The sequence below is a fragment of the Glutamicibacter sp. PAEs-4 genome (assembly GCF_051161755.1).
GTDB lineage: Bacteria > Actinomycetota > Actinomycetes > Actinomycetales > Micrococcaceae > Glutamicibacter > Glutamicibacter nicotianae.
Map to the genome: position 1 here is coordinate 2,799,477 of NZ_CP195017.1, position 16,680 is coordinate 2,816,156.

Genomic DNA, 16,680 nt, shown 5'->3' on the forward strand with positions numbered 1-16,680 from the left:
TGCTGCAATAAGGAGTAATCTTCACCGCGCATTGATCCCGCGCCCGCCGTTGCATGCCAAGTCACAAGCTGCAACAGCGGGTGCTGGCGCAATGTTCACCACCCGTTAAGCAGAACGTGTGCCGGTGCTTGCAAAGAGCCCTGAGCATGAAACTGTCACGCATTGCGCCGTGCCATTGCCCTACTTCGGACAGTTTCAAAGGACATCTCCACATCATGGCCAACATTCTTGAAGCCCACGCCCCGGCTTCTCGCCACCGCATGCCCAAACCCAGCGATCTCGACAAGCTGCGCCACAAGGCACGCACCGTCACCGATCAGCTCAGCGCCAACGTCGCGGTCGACGCGGCCTACAACGAGTCCGAACCGGCAAATCTCCCGGCTAAGGTCCTGCGCATGGACCGCAAGCTGAAGAACATGAGCGAAGTCCGCCATTTCTTCCGCACCAACACCACCCCGATCTTCTTCCTCGGCGCCACCCCGGTCAACCTGCTGGGCCTTGACCGCTGGGTCCGCAAATTCAGCTACATCACCTACTACGACGGCTGGGACGGCCACCACCCGCGGGTCTTCACCCCCGCCGAGAAGCCCTATGTCGATTTCCAGAGCGCCGAAGAGATCAACAACTGGCTGCTGGAGAACTCCGAGGTCCGCGAATACATCGATTCCCAGTGCACCCCGGGCGGTCCGCGCCCGAAGATCGCGATGGTTTTCTTCGACGAGGAAACCGAAGCGATCTGCGAGGAGCTGGGCTACGACCTGATCCTGCCTTCGGCGGCACTGCGCACCGAACTGGATTCCAAGATCGTCACCACCAAGCTGGGCAATGCGGCTGGCGCCCCATCGGTGCCCAACGTGCTGGGCACCACCGATAGCTACGAGGAGCTCATAAAACTGGCCGAGGAAGCCGGCCTGGGCGATGACCTGGTGGTGCAAACCCCGTACGGCGATTCGGGCAAGACGACCTTCTTCATCGATTCCAAGGCGCAGTTCAAGCAGCATTCCAAGAACATCATCGGCGAGCAGCTGAAGATCATGAAGCGCATCAACAACCAGCCGGTGGCCGTCGAAGCGGTGCTGACCGAATGCGGCACCGTGGTCGGTCCGATCCTGACCGAACTGGCAGGATACAAGGAGCTGACCCCGTACAAGGGCGGCTGGTGCGGCAACGAGATGCACCCGGATGTGGTCACCGATTCCCAGCGCTCGCGCGCCATCGACCTGGTACGCAAGGTGGGCAACGGCCTCAAGGACACCGGCTACCGCGGGTTCTTCGAGGTGGACGTGCTGGTGGACACCGACACCGACGAGGTGTACCTCGGCGAGCTGAACCCGCGCATTTCCGGAGCCAGCGCCATCACCAACGTCACCGCCGGCGCCTACGCCGACGTGCCGCTGTTCCTCTTCCACCTGCTCGAATACCTCGATGTGGACTTCGAGCTGGATGTCGACGAGATCAACGCCCGCTGGGAAGAGATGAGCGGGGCCGATGTCTGGAGCCACATGATCATCAAGGAAACCGATGACATCCTGCAGTACATCACCCACGCGCCGCGCACTGGCAACTACTACCTCGACTCGCGGGGCAAGCTGCAGTTCTCCCGTTCCGCCTTGGACTGGCACCAGCTGCAGACCCACAAGGAAGCATTCTTCCTGCGCATCTACGGCGTTGAGGATTACCGATGGAAGGGAGCCGATCTTGGGGTCCTGGTCACCAAGGCCAAGCTGCAGTACGAAGGCAAGAAGAAAACCAAGCTCAGCATCGATGCCAAGCACTTCATCTCCTGCATCCGATCCCAGTACAAGGGAATTGACGTTCCGCCAGCAGAGCATGGCAACTGAAGCGACTGATGCCGCCGGGCACATGGCGGCTAACCTCGCAGGTCCTCCCAGCAAGGCGCTGAACATCGCCACCTGGCAGTACCCGCAGAACATCAAGCGCTCTTTCCAGAACATCGCCCGGATCCATCCCACCGTGAAGGTTTCGCGCGGAGACGGCCCGATCGTCAGGTTGCACCTGGCCGAGGAGAAGCTGGGCAAGCTGGAAGTTGCCAAAGCGAGCATTACCGACCCTGCACTGACCGTGCGCGGGGTAATGCACGCGACGAATACCGATGCCGTGCTGGTCATGCACAACGGACGGATCCTCTGGGAGAAGTACTACAACACCATGACCTCGCTGACCGATCATCTGCTGATGTCGGTCAGCAAGACCCTGGTGGGCTCCCTGGCCGGTGCGCTGGTGGATGCCGGAAAGCTCGATACCGAGCAGACGGTGACCACCTACGTGCCGGCCTTGGAGCGCAGCGGCTATGCCGGCGCCCGCGTGCGCGACCTGCTGGATATGCGTTCGGGGATCAGGTTTTCCGAGGAGTACCTGGATCCGCAGGCCGAGGTGCGCCAGCTGGAGGAAGCCATCGGCTGGGCGCCGCAGCGTGGCGACATCGGCCCGATCGGGATGTACGAGTTCCTGCTGACCTTGGAGGCCAAGGGACCGCACGGCTCGGTGTTCGAATACCGTTCCTGCGAAACAGATGCCCTCGGCTGGGTGCTGGAAGCCGCCGGCGGCGCCCCGATGCAGGAACTGCTCTCAGACTATGTCTGGTCGAAGCTCGGGGCCCAGCAAGACCTGGTGATGGGTGTTGACCAGTTCGGCACCGGCATGTTCGATGGCGGCTTCAACGCCTGCCTGCGCGATTTGGCGCGGTTCGGCCATCTCTATGTCAATGGCGGGCGGGCGCTGACCGGCAAGCAGGTGCTCTCCGAGGAATGGATTGCCGATACCTTCATCGATGATCCCGCGCTGGTCCAGGCTTTTTCCCAATCGCCGGGCGATAACATGATGCCCGGCGGGCACTACCGGAACCAGATCTGGTTCCCGAACCCTGCCACCGGGGCCGCGGTGGCCCTGGGCATCCATGGACAGATGATCTACATGGATCCGGCGACCAAGCTGGTCGCGGTCAAGCTCTCCAGCTGGCCGCTGCCGCAGGACGCTTCCAAGCTGTTCCCGACCATTCGCGCGTTCGAGGCGATCTCGGCGCATCTGGCGGAACGGAAAGTATAGCCTCCAGGCCACTGGCCAAGGCCTTGGTTTGCGCATCGTGCGCGAACCAGGGCCTAGGACGTTGTGCCGGCGGCCATCCTGCGCTCCAGTCCCTGCACAACTGATGCGCGAATCCGCCCGGCAAAACCGGGCGGATTCGCACTGTGTTCAGCTCAAGCCGCTCTGCACGCTCAGGACTGCTGCGCCGCGACCTGTTCCAGGGCTTCGCAGGTGAATACCTGGTAGCCCAAGTCCTGGTGGTACCCGTGGATCTCGCGGGTATCGAGCCGGTCCATGTAGTCCAAGATGCCCAAGGTGATCTCCTGCCCCGGAACCAGCACCGGGAAGCCCGGCGGGTACGGGGTGACGAACACCGCCGAGACCACGCGGTCCCCCGCCAGCAGCTGGGTACGGATCTGCGCCGAGGACAGGAAATGCGTCGCCGGATCCTGGTAAGTCAGGTAGTAGGCCGAGCGCATGTCGCCGCTTCCGCCGCCTCGGGAGAATTCAGGAGCGAAGGCGCTAAAGTCCGGCAGTGGAATCTCTTCGGTCGCAGGCTTCTTCCCCAGCGCCAGCACGCGGCCATCCAGCCGGCGCTTGCGGTCCAGTTCCTCGGCGATCTTCACCAGCACCTCGATCAGGTGCGCCACTGCGGAACGCGTGGTGCCGATATTGGTCATCAGCAGCACCGAGGTGCGGCTGGTCTTGTTGACCTGGATCGAGTGCCCATCCATCAGGTACTCGTGCTTGAAGGTGTCCCCGTCCACGCCGGTGCGGCTGATGTCCAAGGTCAAGCGCGAGGGGTCCACCACGAACTCGTCTGCCGCCCAGGCTTCGTCCCAAGCCGCCAGGCCGTCGCGCACCGGGTTCTGCGTCGCGGAGTGACGGTACTTCTGCGGAATCAGATCCGTCGAGTGCAGGATCTTGAAATACTTGCCCAGCAGCTCGTTGCGCGCCATGGCCCGCGAAATCGACTGCGCCAAATCGACCTGTCGCTGCACCAGCGCATAGCCTTCCAGCTCTGCCTGCCGGCGGCCGATATCCAGCGAGGCAAGGATCTGGTAGTTCGGCGAGGTGGAGGTGTGGGTCATGTAGGCCTCACGGAAGGCGTTGAGGTTGCGCACCGCGAAATCCTGGTCATAGATGTGGATCATCGAGCCCTGGCGCAAGGAGGTCAGGGTCTTGTGCGTGGACTGGGTGGAGTACACGCGCAGGCGGACCTGCTCCGGATCCGGAATCAACCGGGTGTCCAGCCAGGCCTGGTCGTTCTCTGGGTGCGCAATGGTGCCCGGTTCCGGCAGCGCAAGCTGCTGCGCGGCGTAGCGCTCGCGGTATTCGGCGCTGTCCAGTTCTGCTTCCAGCACCCCAGCCACGGTCATCGCGGTGCGCCGTCGGTACACCGGGTGGAACCCGGCGAAGGCGAACCAGGCCTCGTCCCAGAGGAATACCAAATCGGGTTTGATCGCCAGGCATTCTTCCATCACCCGGCGCGGGTCATAGATGATCCCGTCGAAGGTGCAGTTGGTCAGCGTCAGCATCTTGACCTTGTGCAGCAGGCCCTCGCGGCGCAACTGCAGCAGCCGTCCCTTGATCTCTTCCAGCGGCACCGCCCCGTACATGGAGTGCCCGTTGAGCGGGTAGGCCTCCAGGTAACTCACGTTCGCTCCGGCCAGCACCAGGGAATAATGGTGCGACTTGTGGCAGTTGCGGTCCACCAGCACGATGTCCCCCGGGGCGAGGATCGACTGGTGCACGATCTTGTTGGCCGTCGAGGTGCCGTTGGTGACGAAGTAGGTTCGGTGGCTGCCGAAAGCGCGGGCCGCCAGCTCGTGGGCCTTCTTGATGGAACTCTGCGGATCCAAGAGGGAATCGAGCCCACCGGAGGTGGCCGAGGTTTCTGCCAGCAGCAGGTTCTTGCCGTAGAAGTCCACCAGGTCCCGTGCCCACGGGGAGTTCTGCACCGATCCGGCACGGGAAATCGGCATGGCATGGAAGACTCCACCGGGCCGTTTGGCGTACTTTTGCAGGGCATTGAAGAACGGGGTCTGGTACCGTTCGAGCACTTCCGAGACAATCGACAGGTGCAGGTCCATCCGGTCGTTGCGCGAGAAGATCCTGCGGAAGCGCCCGGTGATTTCGTGGGCGATGGATTCCAACGCAACTCCCGCGATCAGGTACACCGGAACTTCGGGCCGCAACTGGTCAAGGATGTTTTCCAAATCCAGCAGGCCGCGGATCTGCTTGGTGGATTGGAAGTAGCCCTCCATCCGCCGGGCAATGAAATTCTTGAGCGTCGAGGAGAGCCGGCGGCGCGTGCAGACATCAAAGCGGGCAGTCAGCACGACCGCCTGGATGCCGGGATTGATCAGGATCGCGGCCAAGGCGTCTTCCACGCTGGGCACCACCACGAAGTTGTAGTGGAAAGGATCGGTATGCTGGCGCTGTTCGGCGATTTCGTCCTTGAAACGCTCAATTTCTTCCGCAGGCCCATTGTCCACCAGCAGGATTTCCACCATCGGGACCTGTGCCTTGCCGGGGCCCGGTGCGACATTGCCCAGCTGGGCCGGATCCGCTTCCGCCCCTTCATGGCCGTCCATGTCGACATATTGGGTCTGGTTCCTGAAGGTCTGGTTCGCTTGGTAGACCAGCTTCATGGCATCTTCATACTGCCCGCCGGACATGAGCCGGGAAACCTCGTTGAAGTAGTCGATGCCGGGATTCGCCCAGTACGGTTCGATGGCTGCCAGTAGCCCCATCAACCGGCCGGCTTCCAGCTCATGTTCTGTGCGGCGTTCTTCCTCCTGGTATTCAGAAGAAATCTCGCTGAGTACATAACCCAAGTGCTCCCACGCATCCTTGCGCTTGCGCCACGCGCTTTCGGGCGTCGCCGTTCCTTGGTTCGTCCCGTAGGTCAACCTCTTGCTCACGGTTGCCGGTCTTCCTTTCGCCCCTGCAGAGTTAACTGGTTGTTAACCGCGCGAGCACAGCTGCCCCGCTCGGTATCGAGAGACTATGCCACTTCCGGAACCGTTTCGAACCGTTTCGGCGATATTACGCATTATTTTCGTCATTCGATGAAGTGTTCACCCAGCGTTTACCGCAGGTGGAATGAACCGGAAGCAAGAGCCAGAAACCGGTGAATTATCGCTGAATTCTTTTGCCTTGCCGACCGCTCAGGATTCCGCGGGCTGCCCGCCGCGCTTGCGCGCCCCGAGCACCATCGAGGTGCGCAGCTGGACCATTTCGCCCCAGTTGGTCTTGGCAATGAATTCATAGAGATCCCGCTGGGTTGGCACCGTGACATCGACCAGCAGCTGGGCATCACCGGCCACCGCTGCAACGTATCTGACCTGCGGCAATCCAGCGAGCAGGGTTCCCAGCGCATCCACATCGGCAGGGGAGACCTGGACCCAGAGCAGCGCTTCGACCTTGAACCCCATCAGTGCCGGGTCAACCAGTGCACGGATGCTGATGTGCTCGCCGCGCAACAGCCAGTCGACCCGGCGGGAGACCGACGTTTCGCTCATGCGCACCTGGCGCGAAATGGCCTCGATGCTGGCGCGTCCGTCCTTGCGCAGCACGTCGATTATGAGGTGATCGCTTTCGCCTAGCTCCCCGATAGGGTTCCATGCAATTAATTCGCCTCCTGCGCTGGGAGACAACGCCGCTTCCTGCCCCTGGCTCAGCTCCCCGCCGCGCCAGGCGCGAATGGTCTTGAAGTATTTCAGGATCGGGTAGATCTGGATATTGCTCAGGCCCGGTGTCGCTGGCAGCTGCAGCGTGAGGATGTCCTGCAGCCCGCCGTCATAGTGCAGTTCGCTCACGACGTCGCTCTCACCAGTGACCATATAGGTGAAGCTGGTGTCGGTTCGCGCGGAGAGCGCCTGGCTGGCAACCGGGATCGTTCCCGGCGCGCAGCTCAGCGAAGCGATGACAGCGCCGGAGCGATGGGAAATGGCCGCGATCTTCACCTTGCCCTGCTCAAGCATCGCTGATCCGTAGCGGGCTACGGTGCGTTCCGGTTCGCCAATCACCCTGGCGATCTTGCGCCACGTTGCCCTGCCATCCACCTGCAACGCGACAATAATTCGGCGTTCCAGGTCGCTGAGCTCGGTCAAATCCTTCATCATTCCTACTTTCAGGCCACAACCGTCGTTCATCGCCGGTACTTTTACGAACTATACGAAAAAACGCCCGATACATTCGTCTAAATCCCCGATATCCGGGATGCAATTCGGGTCGATTTGGAGGAATTGGCCAGAATTATGGCCAATCTATCCATATCTTGCCAGAAGCATTCTAATCCCGGATCGTTGAACCCGAAAGAGATCCACCTCACATTGATTTTCAGACCCTAGGAGCGCAAATGAATCCGCAACTCGTCATGGCGGCAGGTGATCCTGGTTCAACCGATATCTGGGCTGTCGCCAACTCCCCCGTTCTCTGGATTTGCGCTCTGGGCGTCTTCGCGGTCATCTTCGTCCAGTGCATCCTGTACTCGCGTGCAGCGAAGAAGGCCGCCCCGCACGTGGACATGCCAATCAATGAGGTCAAGGAATCCTTCCGCGCTGGCGCGGTAGCCTCCATCGGGCCTTCGCTGGCCGTGGTCCTCGTGGCTATTGCCCTGCTGGCCCTGTTCGGCACTCCGGCTGTGCTGGTGCGCATCGGCCTGATCGGCTCTGCCGCGGCCGAAACTGCTTCGGCCAGCATCGCCGCGGGCACCATGGGCGCCCAGCTGGGCGGCGACAGCTACACGCAGCAGGTCTTCGGCGTCGCATTCATGGCGATGAGCCTGTCCGGCGCAATGTGGATGATCTGCACGCTGATCATGACACCGCTGCTGAAGAAGGGCGGCTCCACGCTGGCCAAGCGCAACCCGGCAGTGATGGCGCTGATCCCCGCCGCCGCCCTGCTCGGCGCCTTCTCCGCCCTGACCATCGCCGAGCTGCCCAAGTCCAATGTGCACCTGATCCTGGTCGGCATCTCCGCTGCGGCCATGGGCTTGTGCCTCTACCTGGCCAAGGTGCTGGAGCTCAAGTGGCTGAAGGAATGGGCCCTGGGCATCTCGATCGTCATCTCCATCGTCGCCGCCTACTTCCTGCACACCGCCTAAGGACCGATCATGACTACGACATCCCAATTGTCCAGCGCCGACGCTTCGATGGCGCGCTTCGAGAAGCAGACTTCCCGCTACGGGTCCATCACGATGCTCATCGGCTTGGTCCTGTCCCTGATTGGCCCGATCTACATCGCTTTCTTCAGCGGGCTGGAGATCACCAGCACAATGATCTGGGTGGCCTTCCTGACCGTAGCCGGCACCTTCGGGGTGCTCTGGTTCGTCGAGCCGCTGACCTATTTCCCCATCCTGGGTTCGGCCGCCATGTACCAGGCCTTCATGATCGGCAACATCTCCAACAAGCTGCTGCCCGCGGCCATCGTGGCGCAATCGACCATTGGCGCCAGGCCCGGAACCAAGCGCGGCGACCTGGCCGCGGTGATGGCCATCTGCGGTGCCGCCACCGTCCACCTGACCAGCTTGCTGCTGTTCGTCGGCCTGCTGGGCACCTGGCTGGTGTCCATGATCCCCGCCGATGTCATTGATGTGGCCCGCCTGTACATCCTGCCGTCGCTGATGGGCGCGGTCCTCGTGCAATGCATCGTGGCCATGAAGTCCCTGCGCCCGACGGTCATCGCGATCGTGCTGGCCCTGGTGATGAACTTCGTCGTTGTCCCGATGGCTCCGGCCATCGGCATGTTCGCCACCGCCATCGTGGTCATCGCCTCCATTGTCTTCTCCTGGGTCCTGCGCGACCGCAAGAAAATCCACACTTCAGAAAGCTAGAGGATCATCGCATGCTGAACACCTACGGACTCACCGACGCCGAAACCCAGGCCTTGCACGAGGACTACCTGCACCTGCACCGCAACCCGGAGCTGTCCATGCAGGAGCACAACACCGCTGCGTTCATCGAATCCAAGCTCAGCGAACTGGGCATCGAGCACTTCCGTTGCGGCGGCACCGGCGTGGTGGGCATCCTGCGCAACGGCGAAGGCCCGGTGGTGGCCTTCCGCGCCGACAGCGACGGCCTGCCGATTGCCGAGGACACCAAGGCGGAGTACGCCTCCACCGCCAAGGGCTTTTTGGCAGATGGCACCGAGGTCCCGGTAATGCACGGCTGCGGCCATGACACCCATGTGGCCAGCGCCCTGGGCGCGGCCCGGGTGCTCGTGCGCAGCACCGATGTGTGGGCCGGCACCGTGGTGTTCATCTTCCAGCCCGGCGAGGAAACCAGCGCGGGAGCCGCCGCAATGCTCGCTGACGGCCTGTGGGATCGGGCACCGCGGCCAACCGCGGTCCTCGGCCAGCACGTATTCCCCTTTGCCACCGGCACCATTCATATCACCCCGGAATCGGCGATGGCCATGGCCAACTCGCTGGAGGTCACCCTCTACGGCAAGCAGGCCCACGGTTCCCAGCCGCAGGATTCCATCGACCCGATTGTGCTCGGAGCCAATATCATCACCCGGCTCCAGACCATCACCTCGCGCGAGCTGCATCCGCTGGATTCGGCCGTGGTCACCTGCGGCTCCTTCCACGCGGGCCTGAAGGAAAATATCATCCCCGACACCGCGGTATTCACGCTGAACATCCGCACGCTCACCGAGCCGGTGCGCGAGAAGGTCCTGGAAGCAGTCACCCGGATCATCAATGCCGAAGCAGACGCCTCGGGAGCACCGCAGCCGAAGATCGAGCAGCTCTACACCTTCCCGCGGCTGTACAACGACCCGGAGCACACCGGCAATGTCGTCGGCGCGCTGCGCCAGGAGTTCGGCGAGGAGCAGGTCCGCCTGGTGCCGCCGCTGATGGGATCCGAGGACTTCGGTTCGCTGGGCGATGCCATCGGCGTGCCGTATGTGTTCTGGATGTTCGGCGGCGCCGACCCGCAGGACCCGGCACCGGCTGGCAACCACTCCCCGTTCTTCCTGCCTGAGTACCGTGGAGCGTTGGATTCCGGCGTGCGCGCAGCCTTGGCCGGAATTCGCCATTATCTCGGCGCCTAACTAGCCAACAAGAGCGCGTAGGGCCTGGGTGAAGGAAAATTTCCTTCACCCAGACCCTGAGCTGTTTCAGCTTCCCCGGCGTGTCAGAGCTGGGCGCGCCCGTCGAGGTAGGCGCCGAGCACCTGCAGCACGCCGTGATCAAGGTTGGACGGCGCAGTGAAATTCGCGGCTTCTGCCACCACGGGGTGGGCATTAGCCATCGCAAAAGAGTAGGTGGCGGCCTTGATCATTTCCAGGTCGTTGGGGTAGTCGCCGAAAACTGCTGTTTCATCGGCGCTGATTCCCAGCTTCTCCTGCAGCGCGTTCAGAGCCAAGCCCTTGTGCACGCCGTGGTTCATGGCATCCACCCAGTGGCTGCCGGAGATCACGACCTGCAGCGGAACTTCCAGCGCTGCCGCCATTTCCTGCACGGCGCCGGTGCCGACGTTGACGGCCATCTTGATGATCTCGTCGTCGACCTGGGCCAGGTCTTCAACCACCTGCACTGCACGGTAATACGGTGCAATCGCGGCGGCGAACGCTTCATCGGCGCGCTCCACATAGGCGGTGCGGCGTCCGCACAGCACCAATCCGGCATCGAGCGCAGATTGCGCGCGGACGGCCTGGATGACCGCGTCAACCGAGGACTTACCGATGATGTTGGAGTAGATCTCGTTCTCGCCATGCATCACGACGGTGCCGTTCTCGGCAATGATCGCGATCTCGCCCAAGGGGGCGAACTGCTCGCGCAGGGTGGCGAACTGGCGCCCGGAAGCCGGCACGAACTTGATGCCGCGTTCCTGGAGCCGGTCGATGAGCGCCCAGGATGCCTCCGGGATTTGGCCCTCGCCGTCCAGGAAGGTGCCGTCCATGTCAACGGCGACGAGCTTGATCTGGGCGTTCGGGTCAATCGTATGCATGGGTTCCTAGTTGCCGGGATTCAGCGCGCGATGCGCGGCGCCCAATACCCCGGCGGCGTTGTTGAAGCGGGCGGGCACGATCTTGGCACGCAGTTCCAGCTGCGGCAGGAATTTCTCGTGGTCTTCGGAGATCGCTCCGCCGATAATGATCAGATCCGGGCTGCAGAGGAATTCCACGTGGGACAGGTAGCGCTGCAGGCGGGCGATGTACTGTTCCCAGCTGAGGTTTTCCTCGTGCATGACTCGCGCGGCGGCCTTGCTCTCGGCATTGAAGCCGTCGATTTCGAGGTGGCCGAATTCGACGTTAGGGAAGAGCACTCCGTCGCGGAAGAAGGCCGAGCCAATGCCGGTGCCCAGGGTGAGCAGCAAGGTGCTGCCCTTGACAGGCTTGCCATTCTCGGCTCCCGCACCCGCGTAGACCTCGGCGACGCCGGCGGCATCCGCGTCATTGAGCACAAAGACGTCGCGGCCCAGGAGCGCACTGAACGAGGCGGTGACATCCAAGCCGATCCAGGCCTTGTCGATATTGGCCGCAGAGTGCACGACGCCGTCGATGACGATGCCGGGCACGGTGACACCGGCGGGGATCCCGGCCAGCTCATCGCCGGTGAACTCCTGCAGGTCGGCAATGATTCCTGTCATCACCTGGGCGACGGCCTCCGGATGCGCGCCTTCTGGGGTGGCGGCCTTGCTGAAGGTGCTCTCAACGAGCTTGCCGTCGGTTCCAACCAATCCGTACTTGATGGACGAGCCGCCCAGATCAAGGCCGATGGCAGCGAACTGCGACGTGGATGCCGATGCGTCAGATGGTGCCATCAGTGGTCTCCCCGGTGATGCAAATAGAATTTTAAGGACTCTTTACAATATATAGCTTGGATCACTTTGGTCAACGTGCCCGGTAATTTTCCCACAAGTTGCCCAAGGCGAGCTCCCGGGCACCAGCCAGTGCCCCGCGTGCCGCGGCTTCGGTTCCCAATGCGGAAAGCTGCACATGGACCGGCTTGGGCAGCAACCCATTCAGCTTGCTCTCCAGTGCCGCGCACAATTCAGGGGTCAGGCCCGGACCGATGGCCACCACCCGCTGCGGATCGACGAAGCCAATCAAGTTCGCCAGGACCTGGCCGAACGGCGTAAGGAATGCCGGCCAGTTCCGTTCGTCGGCCAGCTTCTCCCAAAGCACGCGGGTCTGGAACATCCCCGCCTCGGCGAGCGCTTCGCGCAGGTTTGTCCCGCCCACCACCTGGGTCTCCAGCTCGCCAGCGGTGCCGTGCTTGCCGCGGTGCAGCGCACCGTCGATGACCAGTCCTGCGCCCAGGCCAGATCCGATATAGATCATCATCAAGGAGTCTGCCTGATCGCCCGCTTCGGCCAGGGCCATCCAGTTCACGTCGTTATCCAGCAGCACCGGAACACCGTCAGCGAATTGGCCTGCAAGGTCAGCTCCGGAGGAAGGGAAAATCGGGGTAGCCAGCACGCGCAGCTCGCCATCGCGCTCCACCGGGGCCGATTGGCTCACGGCCGCGGCCAGCAGCGGGGAGCCGAGCTCGGCGGCCACGCGCGAAATCTCCCGGGCACCCATTTGCGCTACTTCCGCTGCAGTGGTTTGCGCGGTGAGCGGGTAGAGGCGGTCCACCAGGGTTTGCCCGGCCAGGTCGGTGGCGCGGACCTGCAGGAATTCAGCCTGCAGGCACAGGGCCAGCAGGTGGCCGAAGCTGCTGTCCAGCGCATAGTGCTCCGGTACGCGTCCGCGCTTGGGCTCGTTTTCCCGCTCGATGGCCAACGCCAACCCGTTCTCCTGCAGGCGCGAAATCGCCTGCGATGCGGTGGGCTTGGAGATGCCCAGATCCGCGGCGATCCGGGTCCGTGTCGCCGGGGCCTTGCAGAGGTAGTCGAAGACCCGGATGTCGGTCAGCGTTGCCAGGGCACGGGGCCCCGCAGTGGAATCAGTCACCCACCAATCCTACTGGGCTTCCGCCCCGATTCCGGGCAGCAGAACTTGGCGTACCGAGCGCCCGTCAGCCAGATCGTCGAGGGCTTCGTTGATCTGCGCCAGCGGCCTGGTCTCCACCAGCTTCTCTACCGGGAGCCTGCCTGCGCGCCAAAGCTGCTCGTAGTAGCCGATATCCTGCTTTGGGAGCGCAGAGCCCATATAGCTGCCGATAATCGTGCGGGCGCCGGCGGTCAGGGCCAATGGCTCGATGCTGCTCATCGCGCCCGGGGCCGGCAGCCCCACGGTCACCAGGGTTCCGCCCACGCCTGTGGCCTGCAATGCGGATTCGAAGGCCCGCGGATGACCGGCGGCCTCAACCACGATCTGCGCACTGCGCTGCCCCAGCTCCTGCGGCGTGCAGGCTTCATCGGCACCCAAGGCCAGCGCGGTCGCCAGCTTCTGATCATTGGCGTCAATGGCCAAGATCCTGCCGGTAGTCCGCTGCCCGGCGGCCACCAGCAAGGCGGCCATGCCCACTCCGCCCAATCCAATGATGGCCACATCCTCGGCACCTGTTGCCTTGGCGGCATTGCGCAGCGCGCCGCCGCCGGTGAGCACCGCGCACCCCAGCACCGCGGCCACCTCGGCCGGCACATCCGCGCCCACCGGTACCAGGCTGCGCGCATCCATCACCGCATAATCGGCAAATGCCGAGACGCCCAGGTGGTGGTGGACCGGCTTGCCATCGAGCATCAGCCGGCGAGCGCCAGTCAGCAGGGTTCCAGCGGTGTTGGACGCGGTGCCGGCGCTGCACGGCAGCTTGCCTCCGGTGGCGCAGGCTGCGCAGTTCTCGCAGCGTGGCAGGAAGACCGAGATCACCTGCTGGCCGATGTCCAGCTGAACCCCTTCGCCAACCTGCTCGACGATGCCTGCTGATTCGTGCCCCAGCACCATCGGGAGAGGACGCGGCCTGTTCCCGTCGATCACCGACAAGTCCGAATGGCAGAGTCCGGCCGCGGTGATGCGCACCAGCACTTCCCCGGGGCCGGGCTCGCCAAGGTGCATCTGGCGGATCGCCAGCGGCCGATGCTTGGCATAGGGCCGCTGGTTCTCCGGATGCTCCAGCACCGCGGCATGGATCTGGCGCATGATCAGCCCGCAGCTGCCGTGCTGGCCTCGGCCGTTTCCGGGTTCCAACCGCGCACGGCACCGTCTGGCAGCAGGTTCTTCACGATCAGCGAGCAGTCCTTGTCCCCCAGCCCCTGCTTGATCAGTTCGTCGAAGTGCTCGCGGGCCAAGCTGGCTGCCGGCAGCCGCACCCCGGTGCTCTCGCCAGCGTCCAAGGCCAGCCCGATATCCTTGCGGGCCAGGTCGGTGCGGAAGGTCGCTTCGAAGTTGTTGTTTGCCGCAGCGGTATCGATGATGCCGGGCACCGGGTACCAAGTCTGCTGCGCCCAGGACCGGCCCGAGGAGACCGAGGCGATCTGCCAGAAGACCTCGGGATCCAGGCCCAATGCCTCGGCCAGCTGGGAACCCTCGGCGCTGGCCATCAGGTCGATGAACAGCATCATGTTATTGCAGATCTTGGCGGCAATGCCCATGGAGGGCCCGCCTGCGACGATGGTCCTGCCGCTCATCGGGGCGATGAATCCGCTGGCCCGGTCCATCACTTCCGGCTCACCGCCGAGCATGAAGGCCAGGGTCCCCGCCGCTGCGCCGGAGATGCCGCCGGATACCGGGGCATCAACGAAGTGCAGTCCACGCTCCGTGGAGCCTGCGTGGATGTAGCGGGAAGTTTCAATGTCCACCGTGGAGGAATCCAGCAGGAGCATGTCCTTGGTGGCGTTGGCCCAGATGCCTGCCTCGCCCTCGTAGACCGAGCGCACGTGCGCGCCCTTGGGCAGCATGGTGAATACCGCATCGGCATGCTCCATGGTTTCGGCCACCGAGCCGGAGATCTGCACGCCGCCTCCCGCCGCGGCGGCACAGGCCTCCGCGTCCAGGTCGTAGCCGCGCACCTGGTGCCCGGCGGCCACCAGATTCGCTGTCATCGGTCCGCCCATGTTGCCCAGGCCAATCCATGCGTACGTGCTCATCTGCACACCCCTCGTCGTTGCGTACCGTCCTTTCAGGCCAGCGTAGGATGCCGGTCGCGCCGGACTCAATGCACCCCGGCACGGCAATTGCGCAAGCCCGGTGTGCGCTAGCGCACACCGTCCATGGCAGACTGTGGACTATGGACCGTCAGATCGATTACCGCCATCTTGAATCACTCATTGCCCTGCTGACCGTTGCACGACTGGGCCGCTACACCGCCGCCGCGAACGTCCTCGGGGTAAACCACTCGACGATTTCCCGCCGCATCGACGCACTGCAAAAGGCGATGGGCGGCCACCTGCTCACGCGCACCCCCAACGGCTGGGAACTGACCGATCTGGGACGCCGGGCGATGGCCAGCGCGGAAACCATCGAGCAGGCAGTGGAGGCCATCGGCGCCGAGAAGGACTCCGGAGCGCTGGCAGGCCATGTGCGCGTCGCTGCTCCCGATGCATTCAGCGCGCACCTCGCTGCCCCGGCACTGGCCAAGCTCCAGGTAAAGCATCCGCAGCTGGTCTTCGAGATCGTCTCCGAAACCACCCGTGCACGGCAGACGCGTACCGGCATGGACTTGGAGATTGTCATCGGCGAACCCCATGTCCGCAAGGCCGCCTCGATGAAGCTCCTGGATTACGAGTTGCGGCTCTACGCCACTGCCGAATACCTGGAAAGCCATGGCACGCCAAGATCCATCGAGGATCTGGCAGGGCATAGCTTGAACTACTACATCGATACCGCTCTGACGGTGGACAAGCTCGATGACGCCACCAGCGCCCTGCCACCGATGCGCCGCTCCATTTCTTCCACGAGCATCGCGGTGCAATACGCGGCCACCATGAACCATGCCGGCATCGGGCTGCTGCCAACATTCCTCTCCCGGCACTATCCCAACATGATTCCGGTGCTCCACGAGGAGTTCACCTTCCACTCCGAATATTGGCTGGTGGGACGCGACGAGGCTTTGCGCAGCCGTGCGGTCCAGGAAACGGTTCGCGCGCTGAATGATGCGGCCGCCGCCGGCGACTGGTTCATTCCGCCGTTCCCCATGCCGAGCGCCTCCGGAAGCTAAGGTGTTCGGACTGGTTCCCAATCCATGATGACTTGGCACATCTGTGCCGTTGATTGCGCGCTGTCCAGTCGGAGCACCGGACGGGACTCGTTCTGCAACCATGCCTCGTGGTGCGCGCGGCTGCGTCCGGTGAAGTCCGGGTCATCGTAGCCAGCCGCCCACAACATAAATCGCTCCACAGCCTTTGGATCCAGGGCTTGCCCGGACTGCCGAAGCTGCTCGCGTTCGGCAAGCCGTCGCAGGCGCACGCTGGGATCCAGCGTCAAGAACACGAAGGCATCGCATTCGGCCAGCACATCATTCCCCCACCCCTGCGTGGATCCTGAAAGCACCCATGCGCTGCGCGGCACGAAGATCTCATGCATGAGCTTGGAGCGTTCAGCTGGCGCTCGCTGCTGGGAGTACGGCGGGTCGGTGGGTACCCAGAAATAGTCGTCGCTATCGGCATGCGGAACTGACCAGGCGTTCGCCACGGCACGGGCAAGTGTCGTCGTACCACTGCCGCTGGCACCGAAGATATTCAGCCTGCACTGCTTCATCTGGAGCTCCCCTGCCTGGCTGCTTTCTCATTGTTCTCC

The 16,680-nt window shown here is 63.3% G+C and carries 14 protein-coding genes; 6 read left to right on the top strand and 8 right to left on the bottom strand.

Going from position 1 to position 16,680, the window contains the following annotated elements; all coding sequences use genetic code 11:
* The first annotated feature begins 215 nt into the window (after positions 1–215).
* Positions 216–1,841 (top strand): biotin carboxylase, encoded by a 1,626-nt coding sequence (locus ACR9WD_RS13190; protein ID WP_434922192.1) that lies wholly within the window; start codon positions 216–218, stop codon positions 1,839–1,841.
* The gene (locus tag ACR9WD_RS13195) at positions 1,831–3,066 is read left to right on the top strand and encodes a serine hydrolase domain-containing protein (protein ID WP_083586975.1); all 1,236 of its coding nucleotides are present in this window, start codon (positions 1,831–1,833) and stop codon (positions 3,064–3,066) included. The genes ACR9WD_RS13190 and ACR9WD_RS13195 overlap by 11 nt, the downstream gene beginning before the upstream one ends.
* A 170-nt stretch (positions 3,067–3,236) precedes the next feature.
* Here the strand turns inward: ACR9WD_RS13195 and ACR9WD_RS13200 are convergent, their stop codons facing one another.
* Together ACR9WD_RS13200 and ACR9WD_RS13205 are read right to left on the bottom strand one after the other, a co-directional pair.
* On the bottom strand, positions 3,237–5,972 hold the full coding sequence (locus tag ACR9WD_RS13200) for an aminotransferase class I/II-fold pyridoxal phosphate-dependent enzyme (protein WP_073707894.1): 2,736 nt from the start codon (positions 5,970–5,972) through the stop codon (positions 3,237–3,239).
* Between the two features lie 246 nt (positions 5,973–6,218).
* Complete coding sequence (locus ACR9WD_RS13205) at positions 6,219–7,172, bottom strand: Lrp/AsnC family transcriptional regulator (RefSeq protein WP_073707942.1); 954 nt, start codon at positions 7,170–7,172, stop codon at positions 6,219–6,221.
* Between the two features lie 239 nt (positions 7,173–7,411).
* Here ACR9WD_RS13205 and ACR9WD_RS13210 point away from each other — a divergent pair, with 239 nt between their 5' ends.
* From ACR9WD_RS13210 to ACR9WD_RS13220, 3 genes are read left to right on the top strand one after another with little or no spacing between them, the layout of a single operon-like run.
* Complete coding sequence (locus ACR9WD_RS13210; protein WP_073707893.1) at positions 7,412–8,158, top strand: DUF5058 family protein; 747 nt, start codon at positions 7,412–7,414, stop codon at positions 8,156–8,158.
* Positions 8,159–8,167: 9 nt separating this feature from the next.
* Positions 8,168–8,887 carry a hypothetical protein gene (locus tag ACR9WD_RS13215; RefSeq protein ID WP_073707892.1) on the top strand — a complete coding sequence of 240 codons (720 nt, stop codon included), beginning with the start codon at positions 8,168–8,170 and terminating at the stop codon, positions 8,885–8,887.
* A gap of 11 nt (positions 8,888–8,898) precedes the next feature.
* Positions 8,899–10,107, top strand: coding sequence for an amidohydrolase (locus ACR9WD_RS13220; RefSeq protein WP_149597272.1), 1,209 nt, complete (start codon positions 8,899–8,901; stop codon positions 10,105–10,107).
* 83 nt (positions 10,108–10,190) lie between these two features.
* Here the strand turns inward: ACR9WD_RS13220 and ACR9WD_RS13225 are convergent, their stop codons facing one another.
* The 5 genes from ACR9WD_RS13225 to mmsB all read right to left on the bottom strand — a co-directional run bounded on the left by ACR9WD_RS13225 (position 10,191) and on the right by mmsB (position 15,032).
* The gene (locus ACR9WD_RS13225) at positions 10,191–11,006 is read right to left on the bottom strand and encodes a Cof-type HAD-IIB family hydrolase (RefSeq protein WP_434922193.1); all 816 of its coding nucleotides are present in this window, start codon (positions 11,004–11,006) and stop codon (positions 10,191–10,193) included.
* A 6-nt stretch (positions 11,007–11,012) separates the two neighbouring features.
* Entirely contained in the window at positions 11,013–11,822 is an 810-nt protein-coding gene (gene ppgK, locus ACR9WD_RS13230) for a polyphosphate--glucose phosphotransferase (RefSeq protein WP_423299145.1), read from the bottom strand.
* Between the two features lie 70 nt (positions 11,823–11,892).
* A complete protein-coding gene (locus tag ACR9WD_RS13235) occupies positions 11,893–12,957 on the bottom strand; it encodes an ROK family transcriptional regulator (RefSeq protein WP_423299146.1) in 1,065 nt (354 codons plus the stop codon).
* Positions 12,958–12,966: 9 nt separating this feature from the next.
* A complete protein-coding gene (locus ACR9WD_RS13240; protein ID WP_434922194.1) occupies positions 12,967–14,085 on the bottom strand; it encodes an alcohol dehydrogenase catalytic domain-containing protein in 1,119 nt (372 codons plus the stop codon).
* 2 nt (positions 14,086–14,087) lie between these two features.
* On the bottom strand, positions 14,088–15,032 hold the full coding sequence (gene mmsB / locus ACR9WD_RS13245; protein ID WP_434922195.1) for a 3-hydroxyisobutyrate dehydrogenase: 945 nt from the start codon (positions 15,030–15,032) through the stop codon (positions 14,088–14,090).
* A gap of 140 nt (positions 15,033–15,172) precedes the next feature.
* Here mmsB and ACR9WD_RS13250 point away from each other — a divergent pair, with 140 nt between their 5' ends.
* A complete protein-coding gene (locus tag ACR9WD_RS13250) occupies positions 15,173–16,102 on the top strand; it encodes a LysR family transcriptional regulator (protein WP_434922196.1) in 930 nt (309 codons plus the stop codon).
* Here the strand turns inward: ACR9WD_RS13250 and ACR9WD_RS13255 are convergent.
* A complete protein-coding gene (locus ACR9WD_RS13255; protein ID WP_434922197.1) occupies positions 16,099–16,641 on the bottom strand; it encodes a hypothetical protein in 543 nt (180 codons plus the stop codon). The two genes, ACR9WD_RS13250 and ACR9WD_RS13255, sit on opposite strands and share 4 nt — an antisense overlap.
* Positions 16,642–16,680: the final 39 nt, after the last annotated feature.